The organism is Pseudomonas sp. NFPP25 (assembly GCF_900116505.1).
GTDB lineage: Bacteria > Pseudomonadota > Gammaproteobacteria > Pseudomonadales > Pseudomonadaceae > Aquipseudomonas > Aquipseudomonas protegens.
On sequence record NZ_FPBG01000006.1, the window covers coordinates 397,024 to 423,275 of the forward strand.

Below are 26,252 nucleotides of genomic sequence, written 5' to 3' on the forward strand. Positions count from 1 at the left end.
ACATCTCAGTCAGGAAAACATCCCGTGTTGTGGATTTGTAAGCGCCGGGGGGGGTGAAAATGCCGGTTCGCGCGCATGCCGCGCTAGCCCGGCCTGGCATCTGCGCCTACACTGCGGCTCCGCCAGAGGAGCCTGCCATGTTGATTGTTGCCGACGAAAATATCCCCCTGATCGAAGAGTTCTTTGCCGGTTTCGGCGAGATCCGGCGTTTCCCCGGGCGCGCCATCGACCGGGCGACCGTGGAGCAGGCAGATGTGTTGCTGGTGCGCTCGGTGACCCAGGTCGACCGCCAGTTGCTGGAAGGCAGCCCGGTGCGGTTTGTCGGCACCTGCACCATCGGCACCGATCACCTGGACCTGGAATATTTCCAGCAGGCCGGGATCACCTGGTCCAGCGCCCCGGGCTGCAACGCCCGGGGCGTGGTGGACTATGTGTTGGGCAGCCTGCTGACCCTGGCCGAGATCGAAGGCGTGGACCTGGCGCAGCGTTGCTATGGCGTGGTCGGTGCCGGTGAAGTGGGCGGGCGCCTGATCCAGGTGCTGCGCGGCCTGGGCTGGAATGTGCTGGTCTGCGATCCGCAGCGGCAGGCGGCGGAAGGCGGTGACTATGTCAGCCTGGAGCAGTTGCTCGAGCGCTGCGATGTCATCAGCCTGCACACACCCCTGACCAAGAGCGGGCAAGACTCCACCTGGCACCTGCTGGATCGCCAGCGGCTGAACCGGCTCAGGCACGGCACCTGGCTGATCAACGCGGCCCGTGGCCCGGTGGTGGATAACCGGGCCCTGGCGGAGGTGCTGCGCCAGCGCGAGGACTTGCAGGCGGTGCTGGATGTCTGGGAAGAGGAGCCGACGGTGGATGCTTCCCTGGCGGACCTCTGCGTGCTGGCGACGCCGCATATCGCCGGTTACAGCCTGGACGGCAAGCAACGGGGCACGGCGCAGATCTATCAGGCCTACTGCCGTTTCCTCGGGCAGGCCGAGCAGGTCAGCCTGTCGGCCTTGCTGCCGGCGCCCTGGGTGCCTCAGGTCAGCCTGAATGCCAATGCGGACCCGGCCTGGGCCCTGGCGATGATCTGCCGTGCCGTGTATGACCCGCGTCGTGACGATGCGGATTTTCGCCGTAGCCTGTCGGATGATGTAGCTCAGCAGCGCAGCGCCTTCGATGGTCTGCGCAAGCATTATCCGGAGCGCCGCGAGATCGACGGCCTGGAAGTGCGCATCCAGGGCGAGTCCGCGGCCTTGAGCCGGATCGTCCGTGCCTTGGGTGCCAGGGAAGCCTGAAACCGCGCATAAAAAACCCGGCCGCAAGGCCGGGTCAAGAGGACGTGAGGCTGTGTGTCAATCTTGCCGAGCAGGCTTGACCAGTCGCTTTTCCAGTTCGCGGCAGGCGTTCTGGATCATGTCTTCAGTAATAGGTACTTCGCGACCCTGGGCGTCGATGATGGCACACCCCAGAGACTGGTTCGGCTGGGTACGGATCACTTGAATCTTGTCATTGCTGCTGTGTTGCAAGGACATGGCCTGTCTCCTCATCAGGTTGTGTGCTTACTCTAGAATGGCCGGGTGACCAAGCTGTTACAGACCGCCGCGAGGGCTGGCCCGGCGACTTCACTCCAACAGAAATGCCCGGGGAGTGCCAGCCACGGATTAGACCGATAATCTCTAGGCTCTAGTGTCAGCGGTCATAATCAACCTGACTCATTGTGATTTACCAAAGTTCCTGCGAATTCATCTCGTTGCCGTTGCTGCAACGAACGGCTCGCCGGTGCGTCAATGGATGAACAGCATGCTTTCTTCTCGTCACCGCCGGGCGCTGCATCTGGCCAGCCGCTTTGTCGCTCCCTACCGTTGGCAGGCGCTGGGCGCCTTGCTGGCACTGATAGTTACCGCCGGCATTACCCTGTCCATGGGGCAGGGCATTCGCCTGTTGGTGGACCAGGGCTTCATGACTCAATCGCCCCATCTGTTGAACCAGTCCATCGGCCTGTTCCTGCTGCTGGTGCTGGCGCTGGCGGTGGGTACCTTCGTGCGCTTTTACCTGGTGTCGTGGATTGGCGAGCGTTGCGTGGCGGATATCCGGCGCCAGGTGTTCAATCACCTGATCTACCTGCATCCCGGGTTCTACGAAAACAACCGCAGCTCGGAAATCCAGTCGCGCTTGACCGCGGACACCACCTTGCTGCAATCGGTGATCGGGTCTTCGCTGTCGCTGTTTTTGCGCAATGCGCTGATGGTGCTGGGGGGGATCGTGCTGCTGTTTGTCACCAACCCCAAGCTCACCAGCATTGTGGTCATCGCCTTGCCGCTGGTGCTGGCGCCAATCCTGATCTTCGGTCGGCGGGTGCGCAGCCTGTCGCGCCTGAGCCAGGACCGGATTGCCGATGTCGGCAGCTATGTCTCGGAAACCCTCGGCCAGATCAAGACGGTCCAGGCCTACAACCACCAACCTCAGGATGAACGGCGGTTTGCCGTGACCGTGGAGCAGGCGTTCGACACGGCGCGCAAGCGGATTGTCCAGCGTGCCTGGCTGATCACCCTGGTGATCGTCCTGGTGCTGGGGGCGGTGGGGGTGATGCTCTGGGTCGGTGGCATGGACGTGATTGCCGGGCGCATCTCCGGCGGCGAGCTGGCGGCATTCGTCTTCTACAGCCTGATTGTCGGCAGTGCCTTCGGCACCCTGAGCGAAGTGATCGGCGAGTTGCAGCGCGCGGCCGGCGCGGCGGAGCGGATTGCCGAATTGCTGCGGGCGGACAATATCATCCAGCCGCCCGCCGACGGGCTGGTAAGCCTGCCGGCGCGGGTGCGGGGTGATCTGGAGCTGGACGGGCTGCGGTTTTCCTATCCGTCGCGGCCCGACCGCTTCGCGATCGATGGTTTGAGCCTGAGCATCCGGGCCGGAGAGACTCTGGCCTTGGTGGGGCCTTCCGGGGCTGGTAAATCCACCCTTTATGATCTGTTGCTGCGCTTCTACGACCCGCAGCAGGGAAGGATCCTACTGGATGGCGTGGCCCTGACCCAGCTCGACCCGCTGGACTTGCGTCGCTGCTTCGCCCTGGTTTCGCAAAGCCCGGCGCTGTTCTACGGCAGCATCGAGGAGAACATTCGCTACGGCAATCCCGAGGCGACCCTGGCCCAGGTCCAGGAAGCGGCGAAGATCGCCTATGCCCATGAGTTCATCGAACAGATGCCCGAGGGTTACCAGACCCACCTGGGGGATGCCGGGCTTGGCCTTTCGGGCGGCCAGCGCCAGCGCCTGGCGATAGCTAGGGCCTTGCTGGTGGACGCGCCGATCCTGCTACTGGACGAAGCCACCAGCGCCCTGGACGCGCAAAGCGAGCACCTGATCCAGCAGGCCTTGCCCAGCCTGATGAAGAACCGCACCACCCTGGTGATCGCCCATCGCCTGGCCACGGTGAAGAATGCCGACCGGATCGCGGTCATGGACCAGGGCAGGCTGGTCGCGGTGGGTACCCATCAGCAACTGATTGCCAGCAACCCCTTGTATGCGCGCCTGGCGGCCCTGCAATTCAGCGATGGCTGAGCCCACGCACCCCTGAGCTCTGTAGTCGCTGCCGCGCCTGCGAGGCTGCGCACGAGCACGTAGTCCTCGCCAACGTAGCGAGCGCTTTACGGCCACTTCGCGCCCGGTCGCAGGCTCGGCATCGGCTACAGGTATTGGGGGGTGTTGGGGGAGATACAAAAATGCCCGCATTGCTGCGGGCATTTTTTGTTGTGGGTCGGTGCTTACTGATCGTCGAAATAGCGTTCGTGCCAGTCCACCAGGGGCTGCGGCGAATTGAGCTTCTGGCCGTAGATCACCGAGTAGGACAGTACGTTCTGCACGTACTGGCGGGTTTCGTCGAAAGGAATGCTTTCCACCCAGACATCGAAACTCAGGTGGTCGGCCCCCTTGAGCCACTGGCGCACCCGCCCGGGGCCGGCGTTGTAGGCGGCGGAAGCCAGTACCCGGTTGCCGTTGAACTGGCTGTGGACCTGGCTCAGGTAGGCGGCGCCCAACTGGATGTTCTTGTCCGGGTCCAGCACTTGCTGGGGCGAGGCCAGGGGAATGCTGAATTTGCGCGCGGTTTCCTTGGCGGTGCCGGGCATCAGTTGCATCAGGCCGCTGGCGCCGACGCCGGAACGGGCGTCGTCCATGAAGGCGCTTTCCTGGCGGGTAATGGCGAACACCCAGCTGGAATGCAGGCCGCGAACCTTGGCTTCGCGCACCAGGGTGTCGCGGTGGGCCATGGGGAAGCGGATGTCCAGGTCATCCCAGTACTGGGCCTGGCTGATGGTGCGAATGGCCGGGAAGTACCATTTCAGGTCGTAGGCCAGCTTGGCCTGGGCAACCATTTCGTCGCGGTTGAAATGCCGGCTGACGTGGTACCACTCGCGGCGGCCGTCGACGATCTGCCCGCGGGCATGCAGCTCCAGGGCGCGGCGTACACCCGGGGTGTTGCGTACCTTGTTGATCACGGCTTGGCTGAGCATCAGCGGCTGGTTGTTGAGCTGGTAGGGCGCCTTGGCGTGATCGGCGGCAAGGAAACCGTAGAAATCCCGCTCCCGGGCCAGGCCCTTGAACAATACCTGGGCCTGAGGGTTCTTCGGTTCGGCCAGTTCCAGGCTACGGGCCTGCCAGTAGCGCCAGCGGTTGGTGGTGGCCAGGTCCTGGGGCAGCTTGCGGGTCAGCTGGTAGGCGTCTTCCCAGCGCGCCAGGCGCAGCAGCAGGCGCAGGCGCCATTCGGAGACGGTGTTGTCCCGCAGCTCGGGATCGTACTTGGTCATCACGTCCAGGGCGCGGCTGTCGAAGCGCCGTGCCAGGGTCAGGCCGATCTCGCGGGCGATGGCCACTTTTTCGTCACGGGAAAAGTGCATGCTGCTGGCATAGCCATCCAGCAGGGCCATGGCCTTGTCCGGATCCTGGCGCGCCAGGCGGCGCAGGCCGAGGCCAACCACGTCGGACATGGCTTCATCGGCAGGCTGGAAGCGCGAGGGCTGGCTCAGCAGTTCGGGTTTTTGCGCCACGTCCACCAGCAGGCGGCCCTGGGGCGCCAGGGTGGTCATGCTCTTTACCAGGCTGTTGGCCAGGGGGTAGTTGCGGGCCTCGGCGGCCAGTTTGGCTCGCTGCCAGCGCTTCTGTTCGGTCAACTGGCCTTCGGCGGCCCACTGGGCGAACAACGCGTCGCAGGCAGCAGGTTGGGATTTGCCGGTCAGCCAGAGCTTCTCGGTGGCGGCGTAGCCTTCGGCCTTGAGGTTGTGCCCCAGCTGGTACTGGCCATTGAGGCAGTCCAGTTCGGTGAAGTTGAGTTTCGGATCGTAGTACTTGGTGAAGGTCGCCCAGTCGCCGCGTTCGGCCAGCCAGCGCAACCAGCGCAGTTTCATCCAGTTGGCCTGGGGCAGGTCGCCATGTTCGGCGAGGAACTTCTCGATCTCGGGATTGCTGGCGGATTTCAGCCGGGCGGTGAGCTCGTCGTAGGCCAGGTAGGGCTCCAGCGGATAGTCGCGCAGCGCATCGGCATAACGGAAATAGGGGCCGGAATCGCCTTTGGCCAGGGCGCGCTTGGCTTCATCGTAATACTGGCGCTGTAGAGTCAGGTCTGCCGCCTGGGCGCAGTGGACGGCTGTGGTGGAAAGAAGCAGGCAAGATAAAACACTGAAAAGGCGACTGCGCATGAGACATCCGGGCAGAGAAATCATGACAAGTGCCGACAGGGCCAACACTGATTGCTCACTAGCTTAGCCTTTTGCCAGCAACCGGTGAAAGCTTTGCCGGCCTGCTCGCATCAGTTGGCAACAAATGTGCCGCGAGCGCCCTCGTGGGCGAAATACCCGGCCTTCTGCGGGCTCAACTCAGGTAGAATGCGCGCCCGGTTTTTGGAGAAGAACATGACCCTGCTCAAATTCAGCGATGTGTCCCTTGCTTTCGGCGCCATGCCGTTGTTGGACAAGGTGTCCTGGCAGATCGCCCGTGGTGAGCGGGTGTGCATCATCGGCCGTAACGGTACTGGCAAATCCAGCATGATGAAGCTGGTCAAGGGCGATCAGAAGCCCGACGACGGCTCCGTATGGCGCGCACCCGGTCTGAAGATCGGCGAATTGCCCCAGGAATTGCCGGTGGCCGACGAGCGGACCGTGTTCGACGTGGTCGCCCAGGGCCTGGACGGTGTCGGCGAGTTGCTGGCCCAGTACCACCACCTGAGCCAGAACATCGTCACCGACGCCGATCTGGAAAAACTGATGCACGTCCAGCACGACCTCGAAGCCCGTGACGGCTGGCGCCTGCAACAATTGGTGGACAGCACCCTGAGCCGCCTGCAGCTGCCGGCCGACAAGACCCTCGCCGAGTTGTCCGGCGGCTGGCGTCGTCGCGTGCTGCTGGCCCAGGCCCTGGTGTCCGAGCCGGACCTGCTGCTGCTCGACGAGCCCACCAACCACCTGGACATTGGTGCCATCGCCTGGCTGGAAGAGGCGCTGAAGGATTTCCAGGGGGCGGTCCTCTTTATTACCCACGACCGTTCCTTCCTGCAGAACCTGGCCACCCGCATCCTCGAACTGGACCGCGGCGGCCTGATCGACTGGAACGGCGACTACGCCAGCTTCCTGGTGCACAAGGAAGCCATGCTGGCGGCGGAAGAAACCGCCAACGCGCTGTTCGACAAGCGCCTGGCCCAGGAGGAAGTCTGGATTCGCCAGGGCATCAAGGCCCGGCGCACCCGCAACGAAGGCCGCGTGCGCGCCCTCAAGGCGCTGCGTGTCGAGCGCAGCGAACGTCGCGAGCGTACCGGCAAGGCCAATATCCAGCTGGAAACCGCAGACAAGTCCGGCAAGCAGGTGATGGTGCTGGAGAACGTCAGCTTCGCTCACCCGGACGGTCCGTTCCTGGTCAAGGACTTCTCCATGGTCCTGCAGCGCGGCGATCGCATCGGCCTCTTGGGCGCCAACGGTACCGGCAAGACCACGCTGCTCAAGCTGATGCTCGGTGGCCTGGTGCCCAGCAGCGGTAAGGTGGAAGAGGGGACGCGTATCGACGTGGCCTACTTCGACCAGTTGCGCCATCAGCTGGATCTGGAAAAGACCGTGATCGACAACGTCGCCGAAGGTCGCGACTTCATCGAGATCGATGGCCAGAGCCGCCACGTGCTGAGCTACCTCGGCGACTTCCTGTTCAGCCCGCAGCGTGCTCGCACGCCGGTCAAGGCGTTGTCTGGCGGCGAACGTGCGCGGTTGCTGCTGGCCAAGCTGTTCAGTAAACCGGCCAACCTGCTGGTGCTCGATGAACCGACCAACGACCTGGATGTAGAAACCCTCGAACTGCTGGAAGAGGTGCTGCTGACCTTCCAGGGCACTGTGCTGATGGTCAGCCACGACCGGGCATTCCTCGACAACGTGGTGACCAGCACCCTGGTCTTCGAAGGCGAAGGCAAGGTGCGCGAGTACGTCGGCGGCTACCAGGACTGGTTGCGCCAGGGCGGTTCGCCGCGGTTGCTGGGGGTGACCGAGAACAAGTCCGGCAAGGCCGAGCTGAACTCTGCAGTGGTGGCACCGGTACAGGCGGCTCCGGCTCCTGCCCAGGAAGCGCCGGCGGCGAAAAAGAAGCTCAGCTACAAATTGCAGCGCGAGCTTGAGGCTTTGCCGGGGCAGATCGATGCCATGGAGCAGCAGATCGCCGGGGTCGAGGCGGAAATGGCAGACGCTGGTTTCTATCAGCGCCCGGCGGCGGAAACTGCAGCGGTAATTGCCCGCCTTGAGCAGTTGAATGCCGAACTGGAGCAGATGGTCGAGCGCTGGGCCGAACTGGATGCCTGAGTGACCGGTTGCTGATAAAAAAGCCCGACTGCAGAGTCGGGCTTTTTTTCAGTGCGCTTGCCAGCTTTTGGGAGCCGGCAACCCTCGGGGCGGGTTCAGCGTTTGACCAGGTGCACGGCCAGCACGTCGCAAGGCGCGCCGTGCAGGACGTCATTGGCGGTGGAGCCCAGTAGCAGGGCCAGGCCATGTCGGCCGTGGCTGCCGACCACGATCAGGTCGCATTCCTGTTCCTTGGCCAGGTGATGGATTTCCTGGCGCGGCTGGCCGTAGGTCAGGTGGCTGTATTCCTTGGTCAGCTCCGGGTACTTGTTGATCAGCCGATCAAGACGCTCCCGGGCCTGGTCGAACTGTTGCTGCTGCAATTGCGAAAGATCCATGGGGACGTCGCCCCCGAAGGCCATGGCCATGGGTTCGACAATGTGCACCAGGGACAGCTTGGCTCCATTGCTCACCGACAGTTCGCGAGCACGGTGGATAACAGGATCGCACTCTTCGGTTAGATCTACGGCGACCAGAATATGGTGGTAGGGCATGAGGTGCTCCTCCTGAGGGTTGCAATAGCTTCAAGTATGGCTGGTTTCAAGCGGGTTGGTTTGACCCAGGTCCCGCTCATCAAAAATCGAGAGTACAGATATGACGGTCTGGATAGTGGTGTCAATCCTTGCGGTAGTTCTCAGTCCGCTGGCGTGGTTGCGACCTTCTCGTCGCCAGAGCGGGTTGATCGCCTTGCGCATGGAGGCGCGACGCATGGGCCTGGCCATGCAACTGGCCCCTCAGGAGTGGCCGCACTGGCTGGGCCAGGAGCCGCCCAACCCTTGCCCGCAGTATCACCGGCCACGGCGCAGCGGGCAGCCTGTGTGTTGGAGTTATTGGCAGATCGCGCCGGGCAACTGGGTCAACCAGTGGCGCGAGCCCTGTGTCGATGAGCCACTGCTCAAGCACTTCCAGGCCTTGCCGGCAGGGGTGTTCAAGGTCGAGGCGGACAAGCAGATGATTGCCCTGTACTGGAACGAGCGTGGCGAGGTCAGTGTTTTGCAGGATATTGCCTCGGTGCTCAAGGCGTTGGCCTGAGTCATCCAGGGGAGGGTGCGCGCGGCAATCGCGGGCAGCCGGCAATAAAAAGCCCGATATCAGCATCGGGCGGGGATGGCCAGGCAGGCCGGTAATCTCGTGGCTGCCACCCGGGGTGGCCTCTTGCAGAACGGGGCGGTGCCCCTGTCGCACAAACTGTGCGGCTTCTTCAGATATTTTCCCAGCGTAGTCGCTCTTTCTCCCATTCAGTGGGAGATTTAGGGCGCATTTTCTAAATATAGATCCTATGAATGGTTATGAATGCAGGGGCGTGTTGATCGTCCAGGGAGCAATGGAGTGACCGCAAAGTCGCGTTTCAAACAGCATTTTGGACGATTGACAATTGCTGGATTTTCCCTGAATGTGGCGTACCCAAATCAAACGGGCGTATGAAATGAGCGTTTGCATCGCAGGCGGCTCTATACAGAATCCCGACTATCGCGTTGGCGGGTGTGCCTGGCGGATTGGCGTTAGCATCGACGGTGACGTTAGTGCCATGCCAGAAGTCAGCGTCCGACGTGTACTGTTCAGCTTCCATATCGTGGAGATCAGTTGATGATTTACGAAGGTAAAGCCATCACGGTTAAGGCTCTTGAAAGTGGCATCGTCGAATTGAATTTCGACCTCAAGGGTGAGTCCGTCAACAAGTTCAACCGTCTAACCCTGAACGAATTGCGTCAGGCTGTTGACACCATCAAGGCAGATGCTTCGATCAAGGGCGTGATCGTCAGCAGCGGCAAGGACGTGTTCATCGTCGGCGCCGACATCACCGAGTTTGTCGACAACTTCAAGCTGCCGGATGCCGAGCTGGTGGCAGGCAACCTCGAAGCCAACAAGATCTTCAGCGATTTCGAAGACCTCAACGTGCCAACCGTTGCCGCGATCAACGGCATCGCCCTGGGCGGCGGCCTGGAAATGTGCCTGGCGGCGGACTACCGCGTCATGGCTGCCAGTGCCAAGATCGGCCTGCCGGAAGTCAAGCTGGGCATCTACCCGGGCTTCGGCGGTACCGTGCGTCTGCCGCGCCTGATCGGTGCCGACAACGCCATCGAGTGGATTGCCGCCGGCAAGGAAAACCGTGCTGAAGACGCGCTGAAAGTCGGTGCCGTCGACGCCGTGGTTGCTCCCGACAAACTCAAGGACGCCGCTCTGGCCCTGGTCAAGCGCGCCATTTCCGGCGAGTTCGACTACAAGGCCAAGCGCCAGCCTAAGCTGGAAAAGCTCAAGCTCAACGCCATTGAGCAGATGATGGCTTTCGAAACCGCCAAAGGTTTCGTGGCCGGCCAGGCTGGCCCGAACTACCCGGCACCGGTCGAAGCGATCAAGACCATTCAGAAAGCCGCCAACTTTGGCCGCGACAAAGCCTTGGAAGTAGAGGCCGCCGGCTTCGTCAAACTGGCCAAGACCTCTGCTGCGCAAAGCCTGATCGGCCTGTTCCTGAACGATCAGGAACTGAAGAAAAAGGCCAAGGCCTACGACGAAATCGCCAAGGACGTGAAGCAGGCCGCCGTGCTCGGCGCCGGTATCATGGGTGGCGGCATCGCCTACCAGTCGGCCTCCAAAGGCACGCCGATCCTGATGAAGGACATCAACGAACACGGCATCGAGCAGGGTCTGGCGGAAGCCGCGAAACTGCTGGTGGGCCGCGTTGACAAAGGCCGCATGACCGCCGCGAAGATGGCTGAAGTGCTCAACGGCATTCGTCCGACCCTGTCCTACGGTGACTTCGGCAACGTCGACCTGGTGGTTGAAGCCGTGGTCGAGAACCCCAAGGTCAAGCAGATCGTGCTGGCTGAAGTGGAAGGCCAGGTCAAGGAGGACACCATCCTGGCGTCCAATACCTCGACCATTTCCATCAGCCTGCTGGCCAAGGCCCTCAAGCGTCCGGAAAACTTCGTCGGCATGCACTTCTTCAACCCGGTGCACATGATGCCGCTGGTGGAAGTGATCCGTGGCGAGAAGTCCAGCGAACTGGCGGTAGCGACCACCGTTGCCTACGCCAAGAAAATGGGCAAGAACCCGATCGTGGTCAACGACTGCCCGGGCTTTTTGGTCAACCGCGTGCTGTTCCCGTACTTCGGCGGTTTCGCCAAGCTGGTCAGCGCCGGTGTGGACTTCGTGCGCATCGACAAGATCATGGAGAAATTCGGCTGGCCAATGGGCCCGGCGTACCTGATGGACGTGGTCGGCATCGACACCGGCCACCACGGTCGTGACGTCATGGCCGAAGGCTTCCCGGATCGCATGAAGGACGATCGCCGCTCGGCCGTGGACGTGCTCTACGAAGCCAAGCGCCTGGGCCAGAAGAACGGCAAGGGCTTCTACGCCTACGAAACCGACAAGAAGGGCAAGCAGAAGAAGGTGGCCGATCCGTCGGTGCTGGAAGTGCTCAAGCCGATTGTCTACGAGCAGCGTGAAGTCACCGACGAAGACATCATCAACTGGATGATGATCCCGTTGTGCCTGGAAACCGTTCGTTGCCTGGAAGACGGCATCGTTGAAACCGCTGCCGAAGCTGACATGGGCCTGGTCTACGGCATTGGTTTCCCTCCATTCCGTGGCGGTGCGCTGCGCTACATCGACTCCATCGGTGTTGCCGAGTTCGTTGCCCTGGCCGACCAGTACGCCGATCTGGGCGCGCTGTACCACCCGACCGCGAAGCTGCGTGAAATGGCCAAGAACGGCCAGAGCTTCTTCGGTTAAGCGCCCACACTAGAGCGAGAGTGAACATATGAGCTTGAATCCTAGAGACGTCGTGATTGTCGACTTCGGTCGTACTCCGATGGGCCGCTCCAAGGGCGGCATGCACCGCAACACCCGCGCCGAAGACATGTCGGCGCACCTGATCAGCAAACTGCTGGAACGCAACGCCAAGGTCGACCCGGCGGAAGTCGAGGACGTGATCTGGGGCTGCGTCAACCAGACCCTGGAGCAGGGCTGGAACATCGCACGCATGGCGTCGCTGATGACCCAGATCCCGCACACCTCGGCCGGCCAGACCGTCAGCCGCCTGTGTGGCTCGTCCATGAGTGCTTTGCACACTGCCGCGCAAGCGATCATGACCGGCAACGGTGACGTGTTCGTGGTCGGCGGCGTCGAGCACATGGGCCACGTGAGCATGATGCACGGTGTCGATCCGAACCCGCACATGTCCCTGTACGCAGCCAAAGCCTCCGGCATGATGGGCCTGACCGCCGAGATGCTGGGCAAGATGCACGGCATCACCCGTGAGCAGCAGGACGCCTTTGGCGTGCGCTCCCACCAGCTCGCCCACAAGGCGACTGTGGAAGGCAAGTTCAAGGATGAAATCATCCCGATGCAGGGTTACGACGAGAACGGTTTCCTGAAACTGTTCGACTACGACGAAACCATCCGTCCCGAGACCACCCTGGAGAGCCTGGCGGCCCTGAAGCCGGCGTTCAACCCTAAAGGTGGTACCGTGACTGCCGGTACTTCGTCGCAGATCACCGACGGTGCCTCGTGCATGATCGTGATGTCGGCCCAGCGTGCCCAGGACCTGGGTATCCAGCCGATGGCGGTGATTCGTTCGATGGCCGTTGCAGGTGTGGATCCGGCCATCATGGGCTATGGTCCAGTACCGGCCACGCAGAAAGCCCTGAAGCGCGCGGGCCTGGGCATCAACGATATCGACTTCTTCGAGCTCAACGAAGCTTTCGCTGCACAGGCCCTGCCAGTGCTGAAAGATCTGAAAGTGCTCGACAAGATGAACGAGAAGGTTAACCTGCACGGCGGCGCGATCGCCCTGGGTCACCCGTTCGGTTGCTCCGGCGCACGTATCTCCGGGACCCTGCTCAACGTCATGAAGCAGAATGGCGGCACCTTCGGGGTGTCCACCATGTGCATCGGCCTTGGCCAGGGTATCTCGACCGTCTTCGAACGCGTTTAAGCGTTGGGTTGATGGAAGCCGGGGCCCAGTGCCCCGGTTTTTGTTTTTCTGAAGATTTGTTTGTCTTTATTTTGAAAAAATTGCACGAGGGCCAGAGCATGCAGTTACAACCCGGGCTCTATCAGCATTACAAGGGGCCGCAGTATCGCGTTTTCAGCGTGGCGCGGCACTCGGAAACGGAAGAAGAAGTGGTGTTCTACCAAGCCCTGTATGGGGATTACGGCTTTTGGGTGCGGCCCTTGAGCATGTTCCTGGAGTCGGTCGAAGTTGACGGCGAGCAGGTCCCGCGCTTTGCTTTGGTGCAGGCCGAACCCAGTCTTTTTTCACCGGCATGAGTACAGGTCGCGCAGTACCCTGCGCTTGACCTCACCCTGTTGCCACTATATATAGCGGTGCCGCGTCAGGCGCCAACCGCCTTTCACTTCTCGAATTCAGGAATTTTCTGATCCATGGGCAAATCGCTGGTCATTGTGGAATCCCCGGCTAAGGCCAAGACCATCAACAAGTACTTGGGTAACCAATACGTGGTGAAGTCGAGTATCGGCCATATCCGAGACCTGCCCACCAGCGGTTCGGCAAGTGCCGCCAAGGAGCCAGCCGCCAAGCGTGGCAAGGCCGCTGCTGGCGAAACCCCGGCTCTGTCGCCGAAGGAAAAGGCTCGCAAGCAGCTGGTGTCGCGCATGGGCGTCGATCCCGAGCACGGCTGGAAAGCCAAGTACGAAATCCTCCCTGGCAAGGAAAAGGTCATCGAAGAGCTGCGCCGCCTTGCCAAGGATGCCGACACCATCTATCTCGCAACGGACTTGGACCGCGAAGGGGAAGCCATTGCCTGGCACCTGCGGGAAGCCATCGGCGGTGATGACAGCCGCTACAAACGCGTGGTGTTCAACGAAATCACCAAGAAGGCGATCCAGGAAGCCTTCTCCCAGCCGGGCGAGCTGGACATTGATCGAGTCAATGCCCAGCAGGCGCGACGCTTCCTCGACCGCGTGGTGGGCTACATGGTTTCGCCGCTGCTGTGGGCGAAGATTGCCCGTGGCCTGTCTGCCGGTCGCGTGCAGTCGGTAGCCGTGAAGCTGGTGGTGGAGCGCGAGCGTGAGATTCGTGCCTTCATCCCGGAAGAATACTGGGAAGTACACGCTGACCTGGGCACTGCCAAGGGCTCGAATGTGCGTTTTGAAGTGGCCCGTGAAAACGGCGAAGCCTTCAAACCGCTCAACGAAGCACAGGCCATGGCCGCCCTGGAGAAGCTCAAGGCCTCGGCCTACAGCGTCGCCAAGCGTGAAGACAAGCCCACCAGCAGCAAGCCATCGGCGCCGTTCATCACCTCCACCCTGCAGCAGGCTGCGAGCAATCGCCTGGGCTTCGGCGTGAAGAAGACCATGATGATGGCCCAGCGTCTGTATGAAGCCGGCTACATCACCTATATGCGTACCGACTCCACCAACCTCTCGGCCGATGCCGTGGCGATGGCGCGTACCTATATCGAAGACGAGTTCGGCAACAAGTACCTGCCGGCTTCGCCCAATGTCTACAGCAGCAAGGAAGGGGCCCAGGAGGCGCACGAGGCGATTCGTCCGTCCGATGTGAACACCCACCCAAGCAAGCTGTCGGGCATGGAACGTGACGCTGAGCGCCTCTACGAGCTGATCTGGCGCCAGTTCGTCGCCTGCCAGATGCTGCCGGCGCAATACCTGTCCACCACCGTCAGCGTCGCCGCTGGCGACTTCGAGCTGCGTGCCAAGGGCCGCATCCTCAAGTTCGACGGTTACACCCGGGTCATGCCGCAGATGGCCAAGCCGGGCGATGACGATGTGCTGCCGGAAATGGCCCAGGGCGAAGTGCTGAAGCTGATCAAGCTCGATCCGAGCCAGCACTTCACCAAGCCCCCGGCGCGTTACTCCGAAGCCAGCCTGGTGAAGGAAATGGAAAAGCGCGGCATTGGTCGTCCTTCGACCTATGCGGCAATCATTTCGACCATCCAGGATCGCGGCTATGTGACCCTGCACAACCGTCGTTTCTATTCGGAAAAGATGGGCGACATCGTCACTGAGCGCCTTTCCGAGAGCTTCTCCAACCTTATGGACTACGGCTTCACCGCCGGCATGGAAGAGAACCTCGATGACGTGGCCCAGGGCGAGCGCGACTGGAAGAACGTCCTCGACGAATTCTACGGCGACTTCAAGAAGAAGCTCGAAGTGGCCGAGGGCGCCGAAAGCGGCATGCGCGCCAACCAGCCGGTAATGACCGATATCCCATGCCAGACCTGCGGCCGGCCGATGCAGATCCGTACCGCCTCCACTGGCGTGTTCCTCGGCTGCTCGGGCTACAGCCTGCCACCCAAGGAGCGTTGCAAGGCCACCGTCAACCTGGTGCCGGGCGACGAGATCGCCGCGGATGACGAAGGCGAGTCCGAATCCCTGGTGCTGCGCGGCAAGCATCGTTGCCCGATCTGCAGTACGGCGATGGATGCCTACCTGCTGGACGAAAAGCGCAAGCTGCACATCTGCGGTAACAACCCGGATTGCGCCGGCTACGAGATCGAAGAGGGCAGCTACCGGATCAAGGGGTATGAAGGCCCGAGCCTGGAGTGTGATAAGTGCGGCAGCGAGATGCAGCTCAAGACCGGCCGTTTCGGCAAGTTCTTCGGTTGCACCAACCCGACCTGCAAGAACACTCGCAAGCTGCTGAAAAGCGGTGACGCGGCGCCGCCGAAGATGGACCCGGTGAAGATGCCCGAGCTCAAGTGCGAGAAGGTCAACGACACCTACATCCTGCGCGATGGCGCTTCGGGCCTGTTCCTGGCGGCCAGTCAGTTCCCGAAAAACCGCGAGACCCGTGCGCCGTTGGTGCTGGAACTGATCCCGCACAAGGATGAGATCGATCCCAAGTACCACTTCCTCTGCGAAGCTCCGCAGAAGGACCCGGACGGCCGCCCTGCGGTGGTGCGCTACAGCCGCAAGACCAAGGAGCAGTACGTGCAGACCGAAGTCGACGGCAAGCCGACCGGCTGGCGTGCCTTCTACGACGGCGGTAAATGGAAGGTCGAAGACAAGCGCTAAGTGCTTGGCCTGCCGAGGGCTAGCTTCTCGGTGTAGCGACCAACAGGGCCGCATGACTCCTTCAAGGGGGCATGCGGCCTTTCTTTTGCTTGCGGCAAGCTGGAGTGATCCCTGAAACTGTGCCGTCTGCATCTGGTTCTCTTTTCGCAGTGGAGGCTGCCCATATGGCCCACGAGCTCTATACCCGTACCAATCAGAAAATCTACTTTGCCGGTCTGTCGCTCGAAGCCCTGGCACGCGCTGAGGAAGGGCGGGCCATGAATGCCCAGGCGCAGGTCCAGGCGGGGCGCGAGTCGGTGCTGTTCCACCTGTACGGGGCCTTGCTGGGGCTGTGCCATGAAATTGCCGGGTTCTATCGGCTGCCGCAGGCCAATGCGGCCCGGGTCGAGCAGATCCTCAATCGTGAAGTGCTGCAAAGCATTGCCATTCCCGAGCTGGCAGAGCTGGTGGAATTGGTGCACAGCCCGCAAACCTGGCTGGCGCAACTGCTGTCTGCTTACAGCGAGCTGTTTCAGCCGCCACAGGCGCCGCACAAGCCCAAGGGCGACGTAACCCAGCCACTGATTGTTGCGGTCAATCTGGATGAAGAGGAGCCCGAGCCGGCACTGAGTCGGGAAGAGCTGGAAAGCTGGCGGCAGAACCTCAAGGCCCTGGCCATTCGTTTCAGGGATGGCCTTAACGAGTGTTGATCCTGAGCGCTGCTTGATGGGTGGCGTGACTATTTGATCAAGGAAGATTCATGCTGTTCTTCTTGCGTGACCAGGCGCTGCTTCGCCTGCTGAACGATTGCCGGGTGCGAGTGGTTCGTGCCCAGTCCAATACTGACTTGCTGGAAGTGCTCGACAGGCTGGAGATATTCCCCGGCGGTCTGGAATTCGACCATGTGCAGGCAATAACGCTTCTGGTCCTGGCGTTTGCCTCCCTGGCTGTCGCGCTGCTGATGGACGGCATGGGCGGGATGTTCTGGGTGTTTCTGGCTCTGTGTTTCTTTAGCTATTACGTCAGCAAAGGGACCTCTGGTTCCTTGACTGATCTGGCGGCAAGCATCGTGCGCAAGTGCGTAATGTTTCATCATGGCTTGAGCGAGTCCGACAGCAGTGCCGACTGGCGCCTGAAAAGGCTGAACAACGAGTTCAGCGATTACCAGCGGGGTAATGAGCGACGCCATATCCAGGACTCGCTCCTGGGTGTCTACCAGGGGCCTCGCCAGTCCTTGGCGTTCGAGTATCACCATCTGCAGTACGTCAATTCTAGGCAAGAGCCTGGTGCCGGCGGCAGCTATCGCACTGTCTACGACACGTACAACCGCTACAGCCTGGTGCTGGATTTCCCGTGGGTGACAGAGATTACGGTTCGCTCCAGTCCCCTGGAAGTGTCATTGGCGGGGCAGCCGTTCAAGACCGGTCGCGAGGATTTCGACCAGGTCTTTGTACTGCGCGGTAATGATCAGGCCTGTTGCGAACACTTCGCCAGGCCAGCAACCCTGGACCTCCTGATGGAGCTTTCACGCCACCTTTACCGGGTCAATCTGGAGTTTTCCAGTCAAGGGCGGCTCTGTCTGAGCTTTGATAATGCGGACATCATTGCCCATGCCGATCCGGGCTCGCTGAGTGACCTGGCGGTCTTTCGCGAGCGGATCAAGGCGGGTATCGAGTTGCCGAAGCTGTATTCACTGCTGGAACTGGTGCATCGGTTGGCGCAGTTGCATGACAGCCATGCTCTTGCTGCTGTTCCAGATGTTCCTGAGGCTGGCAACTTGATCAAGGAAATGTAATGCAGTTTCTCAAGCACGATGCCGAGTTGGTGAAGTTGTTGGCCACTAGCAATGCAGAGGTGGCTCGAGCCAAGAGCAACGAGGATCTATTGAGGGTCATCGCCAGGCTCCAGTCCTTCAGGGGAGGGTTGGAGTTCGATCATGCCCAGTCCTGGCTGCTGTTGATGCTGGCTATTGTGTCGGCGATCCCGGCCATGGCGGGTGTGGAGCTGATGTGGTTTGCGACGGCCTGCCTGGGTTTTGCCACCTTGTATACCTGGATGGGTCGTAAAGCCGTGTTAGACGAGTTACCGCAGAAAATAGCCCGTAAGTGTTCATTCCTCAGTAACGGCCTTTGGGACCCGGGCGGAACCGCCGATGAGCGTTTCGCGCAACTGAGCAGTGAGTTCGACGACTATGATCGCGGCAATGACAGCCGACGTATCGAGGCTTCAGCCAGGGGGACCTACCAGGGCCCGCGGCATCAGTTGTCCTTTGTCTTCCACCATCTGCGTTACGTGAACTCCCACTACAAACGCAAATCCGATGGCGAGAGCGAGCGGGTCTATGAGAGTTTCGATCGCTTCAGCCTGGTGGTGGACTTTCCTTGGGTCAGAGGGGTGATGGTGCGCAGTGATCTGCCAAATACCAAGAGCAAGAAGCGCAAAGTCTTTGAGACCACTTCCGATGACTTCAACAGAAGCTTCAATTTCACCGGTGATAGTGAGCTGGCTTGCGCGAAGTTCGCAACGCCCACCACCCTGGCTTTCTTGCTGGAACTTCGTCGGCGGCTGAAAAAGGTGAATCTGGAATTCTCCAGCGAGGGCCATTTATGTCTGAGCTTCGATGATGCCGAGGTCATGGCCTACAAGGATCCGGGCACGTTTGACGATCTGCCGAGCTTCTACGCCAATATCGAGCAGGGCCTGCCGTTGCCTAACCTGTTTCCGGTGCTGGCCCTGGTGCATGAGTTGGCGGAGCTGCACGACAACAATTTCGATCTTCCGCTGAAGGTCACTGATGAAATGGAGCAGTAGAGTATGGAGTTGTTGCTGGTCATCGCGATTGCCTTGGGCGTTCTTGCCTATGTGCACTACAACAAGATTGTCGGTGCGCATAACCGTGCCCAGCGGGCCTGGTCGGATGTGCTGACCTACCAGCGCCAGAGGATCAGGGTGCTGGACATGCTGGAGCCGCAAGTGGCTGGCTTCCAGGCCTACGAAAGCCAGTTGCTGGAAAAGATCGTTGGGCTGCGTAGTGCCATTGGTAGCTTGCCATCCGCAGCCGACGGTGATGCGCTCAAGTCGGTAGACCAGGGCACCAAGGCTTTGCTGGGCGGTTTGAATCTTGCGTTTGAGGCCTACCCCGACCTCAAGTCCGTCGAGTTGTTGAGCAACCTGATGCGTGAGGTTGCCGAGCAGGAAGGCAATATCGGTGGGGCGATTACCCTGTTCAACCTGAATGTGGAGCACTTCAACAACTCCATTCAGATGTTTCCCGGCTCCCTGGTCAATCGGTTAGCCCTGAAGAAGTCGCTGATCACGCCGTTTTCCGACAGCCAGGCCTCGGCGGGTTTTGAATACAAGCCGAATTTTTGAAGGGGGCTGGCGCGGGCTTGGGGTCGGTGTGGCTAGGTGTTGATTGCAAGGATCGGGAAGTAATTCCTGGTGAGGGGGCACGACCCCCTTGCAAGATCCTGAGCGGGGCAGGGGTGATGACTGATATAATCCCGCCCTTTCGTGGAGACCAGACCTTTATGCCAACGTCCTTTCTAGAAATTGTCGAGTTGCCAGACGGCCGTATCGAGCTGCGCAGAGCTGAGGACGAGGGTTCTCTGGTTACTTTGGATTTCTCCGAGGATGCCAAAGCCTTTCTGCAAGGTCAGCACGTGGAAGTGGCCAAGGCCATGTTGAGCGTCGGCGTACAGATGGCCGGTCGATTGGTTGAAGGTGAAATTGACAAGGAAGATGGCCCGCGGGTTCTGCACTAAGCCCGTCTATCGGGTTTCTCCGGTCATCCGTCGCATTTGTTCCGGCTTCTCAATCCTGGAGAAGCCTTGTGTCATTCAAGCGTAAATCCCACGCTTTCCCGGTGTTTCATCCCAGGCGAATATTCAGGCTCTGCGCATCGCCAGTACGTGCGGCGCTGATCAGCTGTTGCCGGGCGCTGGCGCTCAACGGGTTCAACCAGCTGACTACGGTATGACTGCGACCCAGGCGCAGGGCCTCGCAGGCGAGCTGTTGCGGGCTTTGATTGCCCCGGGGGTGCAGCAGCAGGATCCCCTCGCGATTCAGGCCGGCGTCCCGTAGCCAGCTTTGGGTCAGGCTGGAGGGCGGGGCGATCAGTGTCAGCCAGCGCGCGTCCTGGTCCTGGCTGAGTTCCCGAAGGATCGGTGCCAATAGGTTCAGGCAGTTCCCGGCGGCGCCGCGTAACGACAGCTCGCTGAAGGCTTCTGGATCTTTGTTCCAGGGCGATTCGACCACTTCCTTGAGGGCGGGCGCCAATGGCTGGGCCAGGAACGCCTCGAACAGTGGCAGTTGTGCTTGCTGTGGTGTGTGGGGGAACTGCATGGAGCCTCCTTTAGCGGCGAATGACGCCGACACTCAAGCCTTCGATCACCAGATCCTGATCTTTCAGGTTGACTTCGATGGGGGCGAATTCAGGGTTCTCGGCAATCAGCCAGACCTTGCTGCCTTCGCGCTTGAAGCGCTTGACCGTGACCTCATCACCGATGCGCGCCACCACGACCTGGCCATTGCGGGCCTCGCGAGTGGTGTGTACCGCCAACAGGTCGCCGTCGAAGATGCCGATGTCCTTCATGCTCATGCCGTGGACGCGAAGCAGGTAGTCGGCGCGAGGGTGGAAGAAGGTCGGGTTGATATTGCAGGACTCTTCGATGTGCTGCTGGGCCAGGATCGGTGCACCGGCGGCGACACGGCCAATGATCGGCAGGGTATCGTCGGCCTTGGCTTCGAAGCCGGGAATGCGGATTCCGCGGGAGGCACCCGGGGTCATCTCGATGGCGCCTTTGCGGGCCAGGGCCTTGAGGTGTTCCTCAGCGGCGTTGGGCGATTTGAATCCCAGTTCCTGGGCAATTTCCGCACGGGTGGGCGGGTAGCCGTTGTCTTCGAGGCAGCGTTTGATAAAAGCCAGAATCTCAGCTTGGCGTGGCGTCAGTTTTAGCATGTCGATCGCTCTGTCTTTTTATACAGTGACTGGGATTATATACAGTGAACGTCGCTTGGCAATCCTCCTTTTGCCTGTGGCGGCCGAGCGGTTGTCATCCGGGGGCCGCAATCCTGCGCCGAAGGCTGGCTACAGTGGCCGGCAGGTGTGATTAAATAGCGCGCCGGACGGCTTGCGCAGAGGCCGGCAGGCTTGACATTGCAAAGCCTGAAACGTATGTTTCAAACAAGTGTTTGTCAGGCGGAGTAGCCATGGCCCAGTCGGAAACCGTTGAACGCATTCTCGATGCTGCCGAGCAGTTGTTCGCGGAAAAAGGTTTTGCCGAAACCTCATTGCGGCTGATCACCAGCAAGGCCGGGGTCAACCTGGCAGCGGTCAACTATCATTTCGGGTCCAAGAAGGCCTTGATCCAGGCGGTATTCTCGCGTTTCCTCGGCCCGTTCTGCATCAGTCTCGATCGTGAGCTTGAGCGCCGTCAGTCCAGGCCGGAGAACAAGCCGAGCCTGGAAGAGCTGCTGGAAATCCTCGTCGAGCAGGCCCTGGTAGTGCAGCCGCGCAGCGGTAACGACCTGTCGATCTTCATGCGTCTGCTGGGGCTGGCGTTCAGCCAGAGCCAGGGGCACTTGCGGCGTTATCTGGAGGACATGTACGGCAAGGTGTTCCGCCGCTACATGCTGCTGGTCAACGAAGCGGCGCCGCGTATTCCGCCCATCGAGCTGTTCTGGCGCGTGCACTTCATGCTCGGCGCTGCCGCGTTCAGCATGTCCGGGATCAAGGCGCTGCGGGCTATCGCCGAAACCGATTTCGGGGTCAATACCTCCATCGAGCAGGTGATGCGCCTGATGGTGCCGTTCCTCGCCGCCGGCATGCGTGCCGAAACCGGCGTCACCGACGAAGCCATGGCCAGCGCCCAGCTCAAGCCGCGCAGCAAATCGGCCCCGGCAGCCGCCAAGGCCTGACCCTCGGGTGGGCGCGACAGCTTACATCCGCTAAGCTAGCCGCCCATGCCGATTCTCGTTCTATATCCCGTGCCTTCCCTGCGCCGATGCTGCTCGGCCCGGCTGCATCCATGCGGATGCGGCTCGATCAGCGTTGCCTGGAAGCCATCGTAGTGCTTAAGGAATTTCTATGACTGCTGGCCTGCAAGGCTCTTTGATGGTGGACGTCGCCGGTACCTGGCTGACGGCCGAAGATCGCCAACTCCTGCGCCAGCCGCAGGTCGGTGGGTTGATCATCTTTGCCCGCAATATCGAACATCCGCGCCAGGTACGGGAGCTGTGCGCGGCGATTCGCGCGATTCGCCCGGACCTGTTGTTGGCCGTGGACCAGGAGGGCGGCCGGGTGCAGCGTCTGCGCCAGGGCTTTGTGCGCCTGCCGGCCATGCGTGCCCTGGCCGACAATCCGAATGCCGAGTACCTGGCCGAGCAGTGTGGCTGGGTCATGGCCACCGAGGTCCTGGCGGTGGGGCTGGACCTGAGCTTCGCCCCGGTACTGGACCTCGATCACCAGCGCAGCGCGGTGGTGGGCAGCCGGGCTTTCGAGGGCGACCCCGAGCAGGCGGCGTTGCTCGCCGGTGCGTTTATCCGCGGTATGAACAGCGCCGGCATGGCCGCTACCGGCAAGCACTTTCCCGGGCACGGCTGGGCCGAGGCCGACTCCCATGTGGCGATCCCCAATGACGAGCGCAGTCTGGATGAAATCCGTGCCAAGGACCTGCTGCCCTTTGCTCGTCTGAGCAAGCGGTTGGCGGCAGTGATGCCTGCGCACGTCATCTACCCGCAAGTCGACCCTCAACCGGCCGGCTTCTCGCGCTACTGGTTGCAGAACATCCTGCGTGGCGAGCTGCAATTTGACGGGGTGATCTTCAGCGATGACCTGTCCATGGCCGGCGCCCATGTCGTCGGGGACGCGGCAAGCCGGATCGAAGCGGCACTGACCGCCGGTTGCGACATGGGGCTGGTATGCAATGACCGTGCTGCCGCCGAGCTGGCCCTGAGTGCCGTGCAGCGCCTCAAGGTGCAGCCTTCGCCACGCATCGCGCGGATGCGTGGCCAGGCCTTCGCCAATATCGAGTACAAGCAGGATCCGCGTTGGTTGGCGGCGCTGGGTGCCCTCAAGGATGCCCAGTTGATCGACTGACGACTTCGCAAGGGGGCTCCGGGCAATTCTGGATGCCCCCGCACGTGGCCGGTCTCAGCGGCCGCCCTTGTTGTCCGGCAGTGGGGCGAACAAGGCTTCGATGTCGTCGCTCTGCAGCTTCCAGTCACCGGCCTTGCGCCCATCAAGCACGCCTGCCGCCAGGTCCGATTTTTCCTGCTGCAGGTGCTGGATCTTTTCTTCCACCGTACCTCGGGCAATCAGCTTGTAGACGAACACGGGCTTTTCCTGGCCGATGCGATAGGCGCGGTCGGTAGCCTGGCTCTCGGTGGCCGGGTTCCACCACGGGTCGTAGTGAATCACCGTATCGGCTTCGGTCAGGTTGAGGCCGACACCACCAGCCTTGAGGCTGATCAGGAAAATCTGCAGCTTGCCGCTCTGGAAGTCCCGTACCGGAGTGCGCCGGTCCCGGGTCTGGCCGGTGAGCAAGGCGTAGGCGATGTTGCGCCGCTTCAGCTCGGCCTCGATCAGGCTCAGCATCGAGGTGAACTGCGAGAACAGCAGAATCCGCCGGCCCTCTTCGAACAGTTCTTCAAGCATTTCCATCAGGCTGTCGAGCTTGCCTGAGGAGCTGCCCCGTGTGGGTGGCGAGTCGTTGACCAGGCGCAGGTCGCAACACACCTGGCGCAGTTTGAGCAGGGCTTCAAGAATGATGATCTGGCTGCGCGCCACACCTTTGCGGGTGATTTCGTCGCGTACTTTCTTGTCCATGGCCAGGCGCATGGTTTCGTAGACATCACGCTGCGCCTCGTTGAGCTCGACCCAGTGGATGATCTCGGTCTTGGGCGGCAGTTCGGTGGCCACTTGCTCCTTGGTACGGCGCAGCAGGAAGGGCTTGATCCGGCCGTTGAGGTGCTGCAGGCGCACTTCGCTGGCGTGCTTTTCAATCGGTACCCGGTAGTCACGGTTGAAGCTCTTGGCATCGCCGAGCCAGCCCGGCAAGAGGAAGTGGAACAGCGACCAGAGCTCCCCCAGATGGTTTTCCAGCGGCGTGCCGGACAGGCACAGGCGCTGCCGGGCATTGAGTTCCCGAGCAGCCTGGGCGGCCTTGCTCGACGGATTCTTGATGTACTGCGCCTCATCGAGGATCAGCACATGCAGGGGCTGGGCCGCCAGCAGTTCGATGTCCTTGGGCAGCAGCGCATAGGTGGTCAGCAGCAAGTCATGATCGCCCAGCTGGGCGAAGTGTTTCTTGCGCCCGGCGCCATACAGCGCCAGTACCTTGAGCTGCGGGGTGAAGTGCGCGGCCTCGTCCAGCCAGTTGGGAATCAGGCTGGTGGGCATTACCACCATGCAGGGGCGGTCCAGGCGCCCGGCGTTCTTCTCGCTGAGTATGTGCGCCAGGGTTTGCAGGGTCTTGCCCAGGCCCATGTCGTCGGCCAGGATGCCGCCCACTTCCAGCTGGCGCAGTGACTGCATCCAGCTCAGGCCTTCGAGCTGATAGGGGCGCAGGGTGGCGTTCAGGCCCTGGGGCGCCGGCGCCGAGTAGTCGCGGATGTCCCGCAGGCGCTGGGCGAAGGTGCGAATGTGTTCGCCGCCTTCCCATAGCAGTGGCAGGTCCTGCAACGGGTTGAGGCGGGTGGCGTCGGCGCTGCTCAAGCGCAGGGTGGTATCGCCGGGTTCTTGCAGATAGAACTCGCCCAGGGTTGCCAGTACCGGCTTCAGGCGGCCATAGGGCAGTGCCACTTGCAGCGGGCCATGCAGGGAGTTGGGCCGATTGGGAATGTTCACCAGGATCAGCTCGTCGTCGCGGCGCTTGGCCAGGCGCTCCGGATTGAGGATCTCGGTGTGCGAGCGCATCAGGTTGAGCAAAATCGGCAGCAGGCTCAAGCGCTCGCCGTTGACGATGATCCCCAGTTCCAGGTCGAACCAGTCGCGGCCCGGGGCCTCGTCGACACTGGCGTACCAGTCGTCCACCGCCGTCAGGTCGAAGCCGAAGCCTTCGTCGATCTGCAGCTCCCAGCCCTGGCTGCGCAGCTTGGGCAGTTCGTTGAGGGTGAAGGTCAGCCAGGCGCTGTCGTTGACCATCTCGAACAGCTCGCCGGCGCTTTCCGGCAGTGCCTTGCTCTGCCGGGTGGCGATCTTGAAGCTCAGGCCTCGCAATTGCTCGCGCCAGCCCTGTTCCAGCTCGGGCTGGCGCTTGATGCGCAGGCTCTGGTGTTCCTGGCGGATGATCACATCGGTGTTCTTCTGCCCGCTGGCGTATTCGCCCCTGTAGTTGAACGACAGTGCGGCGCGGTGCTGGATGTAGCGCTGCATCTTGCCGTTGCGCGGTTCGAAGGCGCTGAACTCGATGCTTGCCAGCCACAGCCGCGGCACCGGGTGCACATCCTCCAGCAGTACCTGGGGCAGGGCAGCGGGGCGACGGCTGTCGAGGACTGCGGAGAGCTTTTCCAGCAGTTCTGCGTCCTGGGCTGCCGCCGGGTAGGCCAGGGTTTCCTCCACTTGTAGCAGCACCGCAGCGATGTGCTTGCAGTTGCTGCGTACTGGGCAGGTGCAGTGGGCGTCGATCAGCAGCAGGTTGCCCTTGCTCGATTCGCGCAGGGTGATGGTCTGCCGGTACATAGTGCCACCGGAGCCTTCGCAACTGGCGGTGATAGCGCTGTCTCCGGCCGTGGCGATGCGCACGCGTTTTTCCAGGGCGTAGCGCCGGCCACGCTCCAAGGCTTGTTCCTTGAAGCGGTTGACCCAGGAGGGGGCCAGGGGTTTGGTCAGGGGCGGGGTCATAGGGACTTCGATCAGTCCGGAATTTCAGTTGGAGCGGGGCGCGGTGCCGGTGCGGTCAGCGAGGTGATCTTGATCAGTAGCGCCAGGTGGCCGTTGTCCAGGTAGTTGAGCTGGCCATTCTTGGTATGGCTCTGCTGTTTCAGGCGCTCGCTGCTGGTGACCAGGCCGTTGCTGTCGATCTGGTTGACCCAGAAGTCCGCGTCCACATCGGTGAAGCGCCCGAGCTTCAGGCTCAGGGTGCCTTCGATGGGGAACTGGCCGAACTGTTCCGGGCCATCGCTGAGGGCAACCTTCACCGGGGTTTCCCCCAGGGTCTGTTGCCAGGCCTTGTGCAACAGCACGCTGTAGCTGCCGCTGGCGCCGAGCTTTTCCACGATGCTGCCCAGGGCTGGGGTACGCAGGCTGTCCGGGCTCAGCCGTTGAGCGCCGGCGGCCCAGTCTTCGGGGGCTGCACGGCTGACGATCAGCGGCTCGGCGTTCTGCCGTACGAGGATCATTTCCACCTGGTACAGGTCATCGGCAAAGGCCGTTGGCGCGACCAGGGCCACGAGCAGGGTCAGGGAGCGGAACAGGCGCATGGGGCG

General features: G+C 61.6%; 22 protein-coding genes. 15 read left to right on the forward strand and 7 right to left on the reverse strand.

Features of this window, described 5'->3' with window-relative positions; translation table 11 throughout:
- The first annotated feature begins 137 nt into the window (after window positions 1-137).
- Window positions 138-1,280, forward strand: coding sequence for a 4-phosphoerythronate dehydrogenase PdxB (pdxB, locus tag BM382_RS24975; RefSeq protein ID WP_072444155.1), 1,143 nt, complete (start codon window positions 138-140; stop codon window positions 1,278-1,280).
- 57 nt (window positions 1,281-1,337) lie between these two features.
- Here pdxB and BM382_RS24980 read toward each other — a convergent pair whose 3' ends face one another.
- Window positions 1,338-1,517, reverse strand: coding sequence for a PA1571 family protein (locus BM382_RS24980; RefSeq protein ID WP_011060254.1), 180 nt, complete (start codon window positions 1,515-1,517; stop codon window positions 1,338-1,340).
- Window positions 1,518-1,776: 259 nt separating this feature from the next.
- Between BM382_RS24980 and BM382_RS24985 the strand changes: the two genes are divergently transcribed.
- Window positions 1,777-3,540: an ABC transporter transmembrane domain-containing protein gene (locus BM382_RS24985; RefSeq protein WP_162470467.1), complete on the forward strand. Its 1,764-nt coding sequence runs from the start codon at window positions 1,777-1,779 to the stop codon at window positions 3,538-3,540.
- 203 nt (window positions 3,541-3,743) lie between these two features.
- On the opposite strand, the gene BM382_RS24990 is transcribed toward BM382_RS24985, so the two are convergent.
- A complete protein-coding gene (locus BM382_RS24990; RefSeq protein ID WP_011060256.1) occupies window positions 3,744-5,672 on the reverse strand; it encodes a transglycosylase SLT domain-containing protein in 1,929 nt (642 codons plus the stop codon).
- 213 nt (window positions 5,673-5,885) lie between these two features.
- Here BM382_RS24990 and BM382_RS24995 point away from each other — a divergent pair, with 213 nt between their 5' ends.
- Window positions 5,886-7,805: an ATP-binding cassette domain-containing protein gene (locus BM382_RS24995; protein ID WP_011060257.1), complete on the forward strand. Its 1,920-nt coding sequence runs from the start codon at window positions 5,886-5,888 to the stop codon at window positions 7,803-7,805.
- Window positions 7,806-7,900: 95 nt separating this feature from the next.
- Here BM382_RS24995 and BM382_RS25000 read toward each other — a convergent pair whose 3' ends face one another.
- On the reverse strand, window positions 7,901-8,338 hold the full coding sequence (locus tag BM382_RS25000; RefSeq protein WP_011060258.1) for a universal stress protein: 438 nt from the start codon (window positions 8,336-8,338) through the stop codon (window positions 7,901-7,903).
- A 100-nt stretch (window positions 8,339-8,438) separates the two neighbouring features.
- Here BM382_RS25000 and BM382_RS25005 point away from each other — a divergent pair, with 100 nt between their 5' ends.
- The 10 genes from BM382_RS25005 (at window position 8,439) to BM382_RS25055 (ending at window position 19,588) form a co-directional block, all read left to right on the forward strand.
- Entirely contained in the window at window positions 8,439-8,876 is a 438-nt protein-coding gene (locus BM382_RS25005) for a hypothetical protein (protein WP_015634809.1), read from the forward strand.
- A gap of 555 nt (window positions 8,877-9,431) precedes the next feature.
- A complete protein-coding gene (gene fadB, locus BM382_RS25015) occupies window positions 9,432-11,579 on the forward strand; it encodes a fatty acid oxidation complex subunit alpha FadB (RefSeq protein ID WP_011060260.1) in 2,148 nt (715 codons plus the stop codon).
- Window positions 11,580-11,607: 28 nt separating this feature from the next.
- On the forward strand, window positions 11,608-12,783 hold the full coding sequence (gene fadA / locus BM382_RS25020) for an acetyl-CoA C-acyltransferase FadA (RefSeq protein WP_011060261.1): 1,176 nt from the start codon (window positions 11,608-11,610) through the stop codon (window positions 12,781-12,783).
- Window positions 12,784-12,881: 98 nt separating this feature from the next.
- On the forward strand, window positions 12,882-13,118 hold the full coding sequence (locus tag BM382_RS25025; protein ID WP_019093731.1) for a DUF1653 domain-containing protein: 237 nt from the start codon (window positions 12,882-12,884) through the stop codon (window positions 13,116-13,118).
- A 114-nt stretch (window positions 13,119-13,232) separates the two neighbouring features.
- Window positions 13,233-15,845: a type I DNA topoisomerase gene (gene topA, locus BM382_RS25030; RefSeq protein WP_072444153.1), complete on the forward strand. Its 2,613-nt coding sequence runs from the start codon at window positions 13,233-13,235 to the stop codon at window positions 15,843-15,845.
- Window positions 15,846-16,009: 164 nt separating this feature from the next.
- Entirely contained in the window at window positions 16,010-16,534 is a 525-nt protein-coding gene (locus BM382_RS25035; protein ID WP_072444151.1) for a DUF6586 family protein, read from the forward strand.
- A gap of 50 nt (window positions 16,535-16,584) precedes the next feature.
- Entirely contained in the window at window positions 16,585-17,619 is a 1,035-nt protein-coding gene (locus BM382_RS25040; protein WP_015634812.1) for a hypothetical protein, read from the forward strand.
- On the forward strand, window positions 17,619-18,635 hold the full coding sequence (locus BM382_RS25045; RefSeq protein WP_019095698.1) for a hypothetical protein: 1,017 nt from the start codon (window positions 17,619-17,621) through the stop codon (window positions 18,633-18,635). Before BM382_RS25040 ends, BM382_RS25045 begins: the two co-directional genes overlap by 1 nt.
- Before the next feature lie 3 nt (window positions 18,636-18,638).
- A complete protein-coding gene (locus tag BM382_RS25050) occupies window positions 18,639-19,196 on the forward strand; it encodes a LemA family protein (RefSeq protein WP_072444149.1) in 558 nt (185 codons plus the stop codon).
- Between the two features lie 158 nt (window positions 19,197-19,354).
- Window positions 19,355-19,588: a hypothetical protein gene (locus BM382_RS25055; RefSeq protein WP_011060267.1), complete on the forward strand. Its 234-nt coding sequence runs from the start codon at window positions 19,355-19,357 to the stop codon at window positions 19,586-19,588.
- Window positions 19,589-19,694: 106 nt separating this feature from the next.
- On the opposite strand, the gene sulA is transcribed toward BM382_RS25055, so the two are convergent.
- Both sulA and lexA read right to left on the reverse strand, forming a co-directional pair.
- Window positions 19,695-20,168 (reverse strand): SOS-induced cell division inhibitor SulA, encoded by a 474-nt coding sequence (gene sulA / locus BM382_RS25060; protein ID WP_011060268.1) that lies wholly within the window; start codon window positions 20,166-20,168, stop codon window positions 19,695-19,697.
- 10 nt (window positions 20,169-20,178) lie between these two features.
- Window positions 20,179-20,784, reverse strand: a complete 606-nt coding sequence (lexA, locus tag BM382_RS25065; RefSeq protein WP_011060269.1) for a transcriptional repressor LexA — start codon at window positions 20,782-20,784, stop codon at window positions 20,179-20,181.
- Window positions 20,785-21,035: 251 nt separating this feature from the next.
- Between lexA and BM382_RS25070 the strand changes: the two genes are divergently transcribed.
- A complete protein-coding gene (locus tag BM382_RS25070) occupies window positions 21,036-21,743 on the forward strand; it encodes a TetR/AcrR family transcriptional regulator (protein WP_011060270.1) in 708 nt (235 codons plus the stop codon).
- A 181-nt stretch (window positions 21,744-21,924) separates the two neighbouring features.
- A complete protein-coding gene (nagZ, locus tag BM382_RS25075) occupies window positions 21,925-22,923 on the forward strand; it encodes a beta-N-acetylhexosaminidase (protein WP_170866347.1) in 999 nt (332 codons plus the stop codon).
- A 54-nt stretch (window positions 22,924-22,977) separates the two neighbouring features.
- Here nagZ and BM382_RS25080 read toward each other — a convergent pair whose 3' ends face one another.
- Both BM382_RS25080 and BM382_RS25085 read right to left on the reverse strand, forming a co-directional pair.
- Window positions 22,978-25,668 (reverse strand): DEAD/DEAH box helicase, encoded by a 2,691-nt coding sequence (locus tag BM382_RS25080; RefSeq protein WP_072444145.1) that lies wholly within the window; start codon window positions 25,666-25,668, stop codon window positions 22,978-22,980.
- 11 nt (window positions 25,669-25,679) lie between these two features.
- Window positions 25,680-26,246 carry a CsiV family protein gene (locus BM382_RS25085; protein ID WP_011060273.1) on the reverse strand — a complete coding sequence of 189 codons (567 nt, stop codon included), beginning with the start codon at window positions 26,244-26,246 and terminating at the stop codon, window positions 25,680-25,682.
- Window positions 26,247-26,252 lie beyond the last annotated feature (6 nt).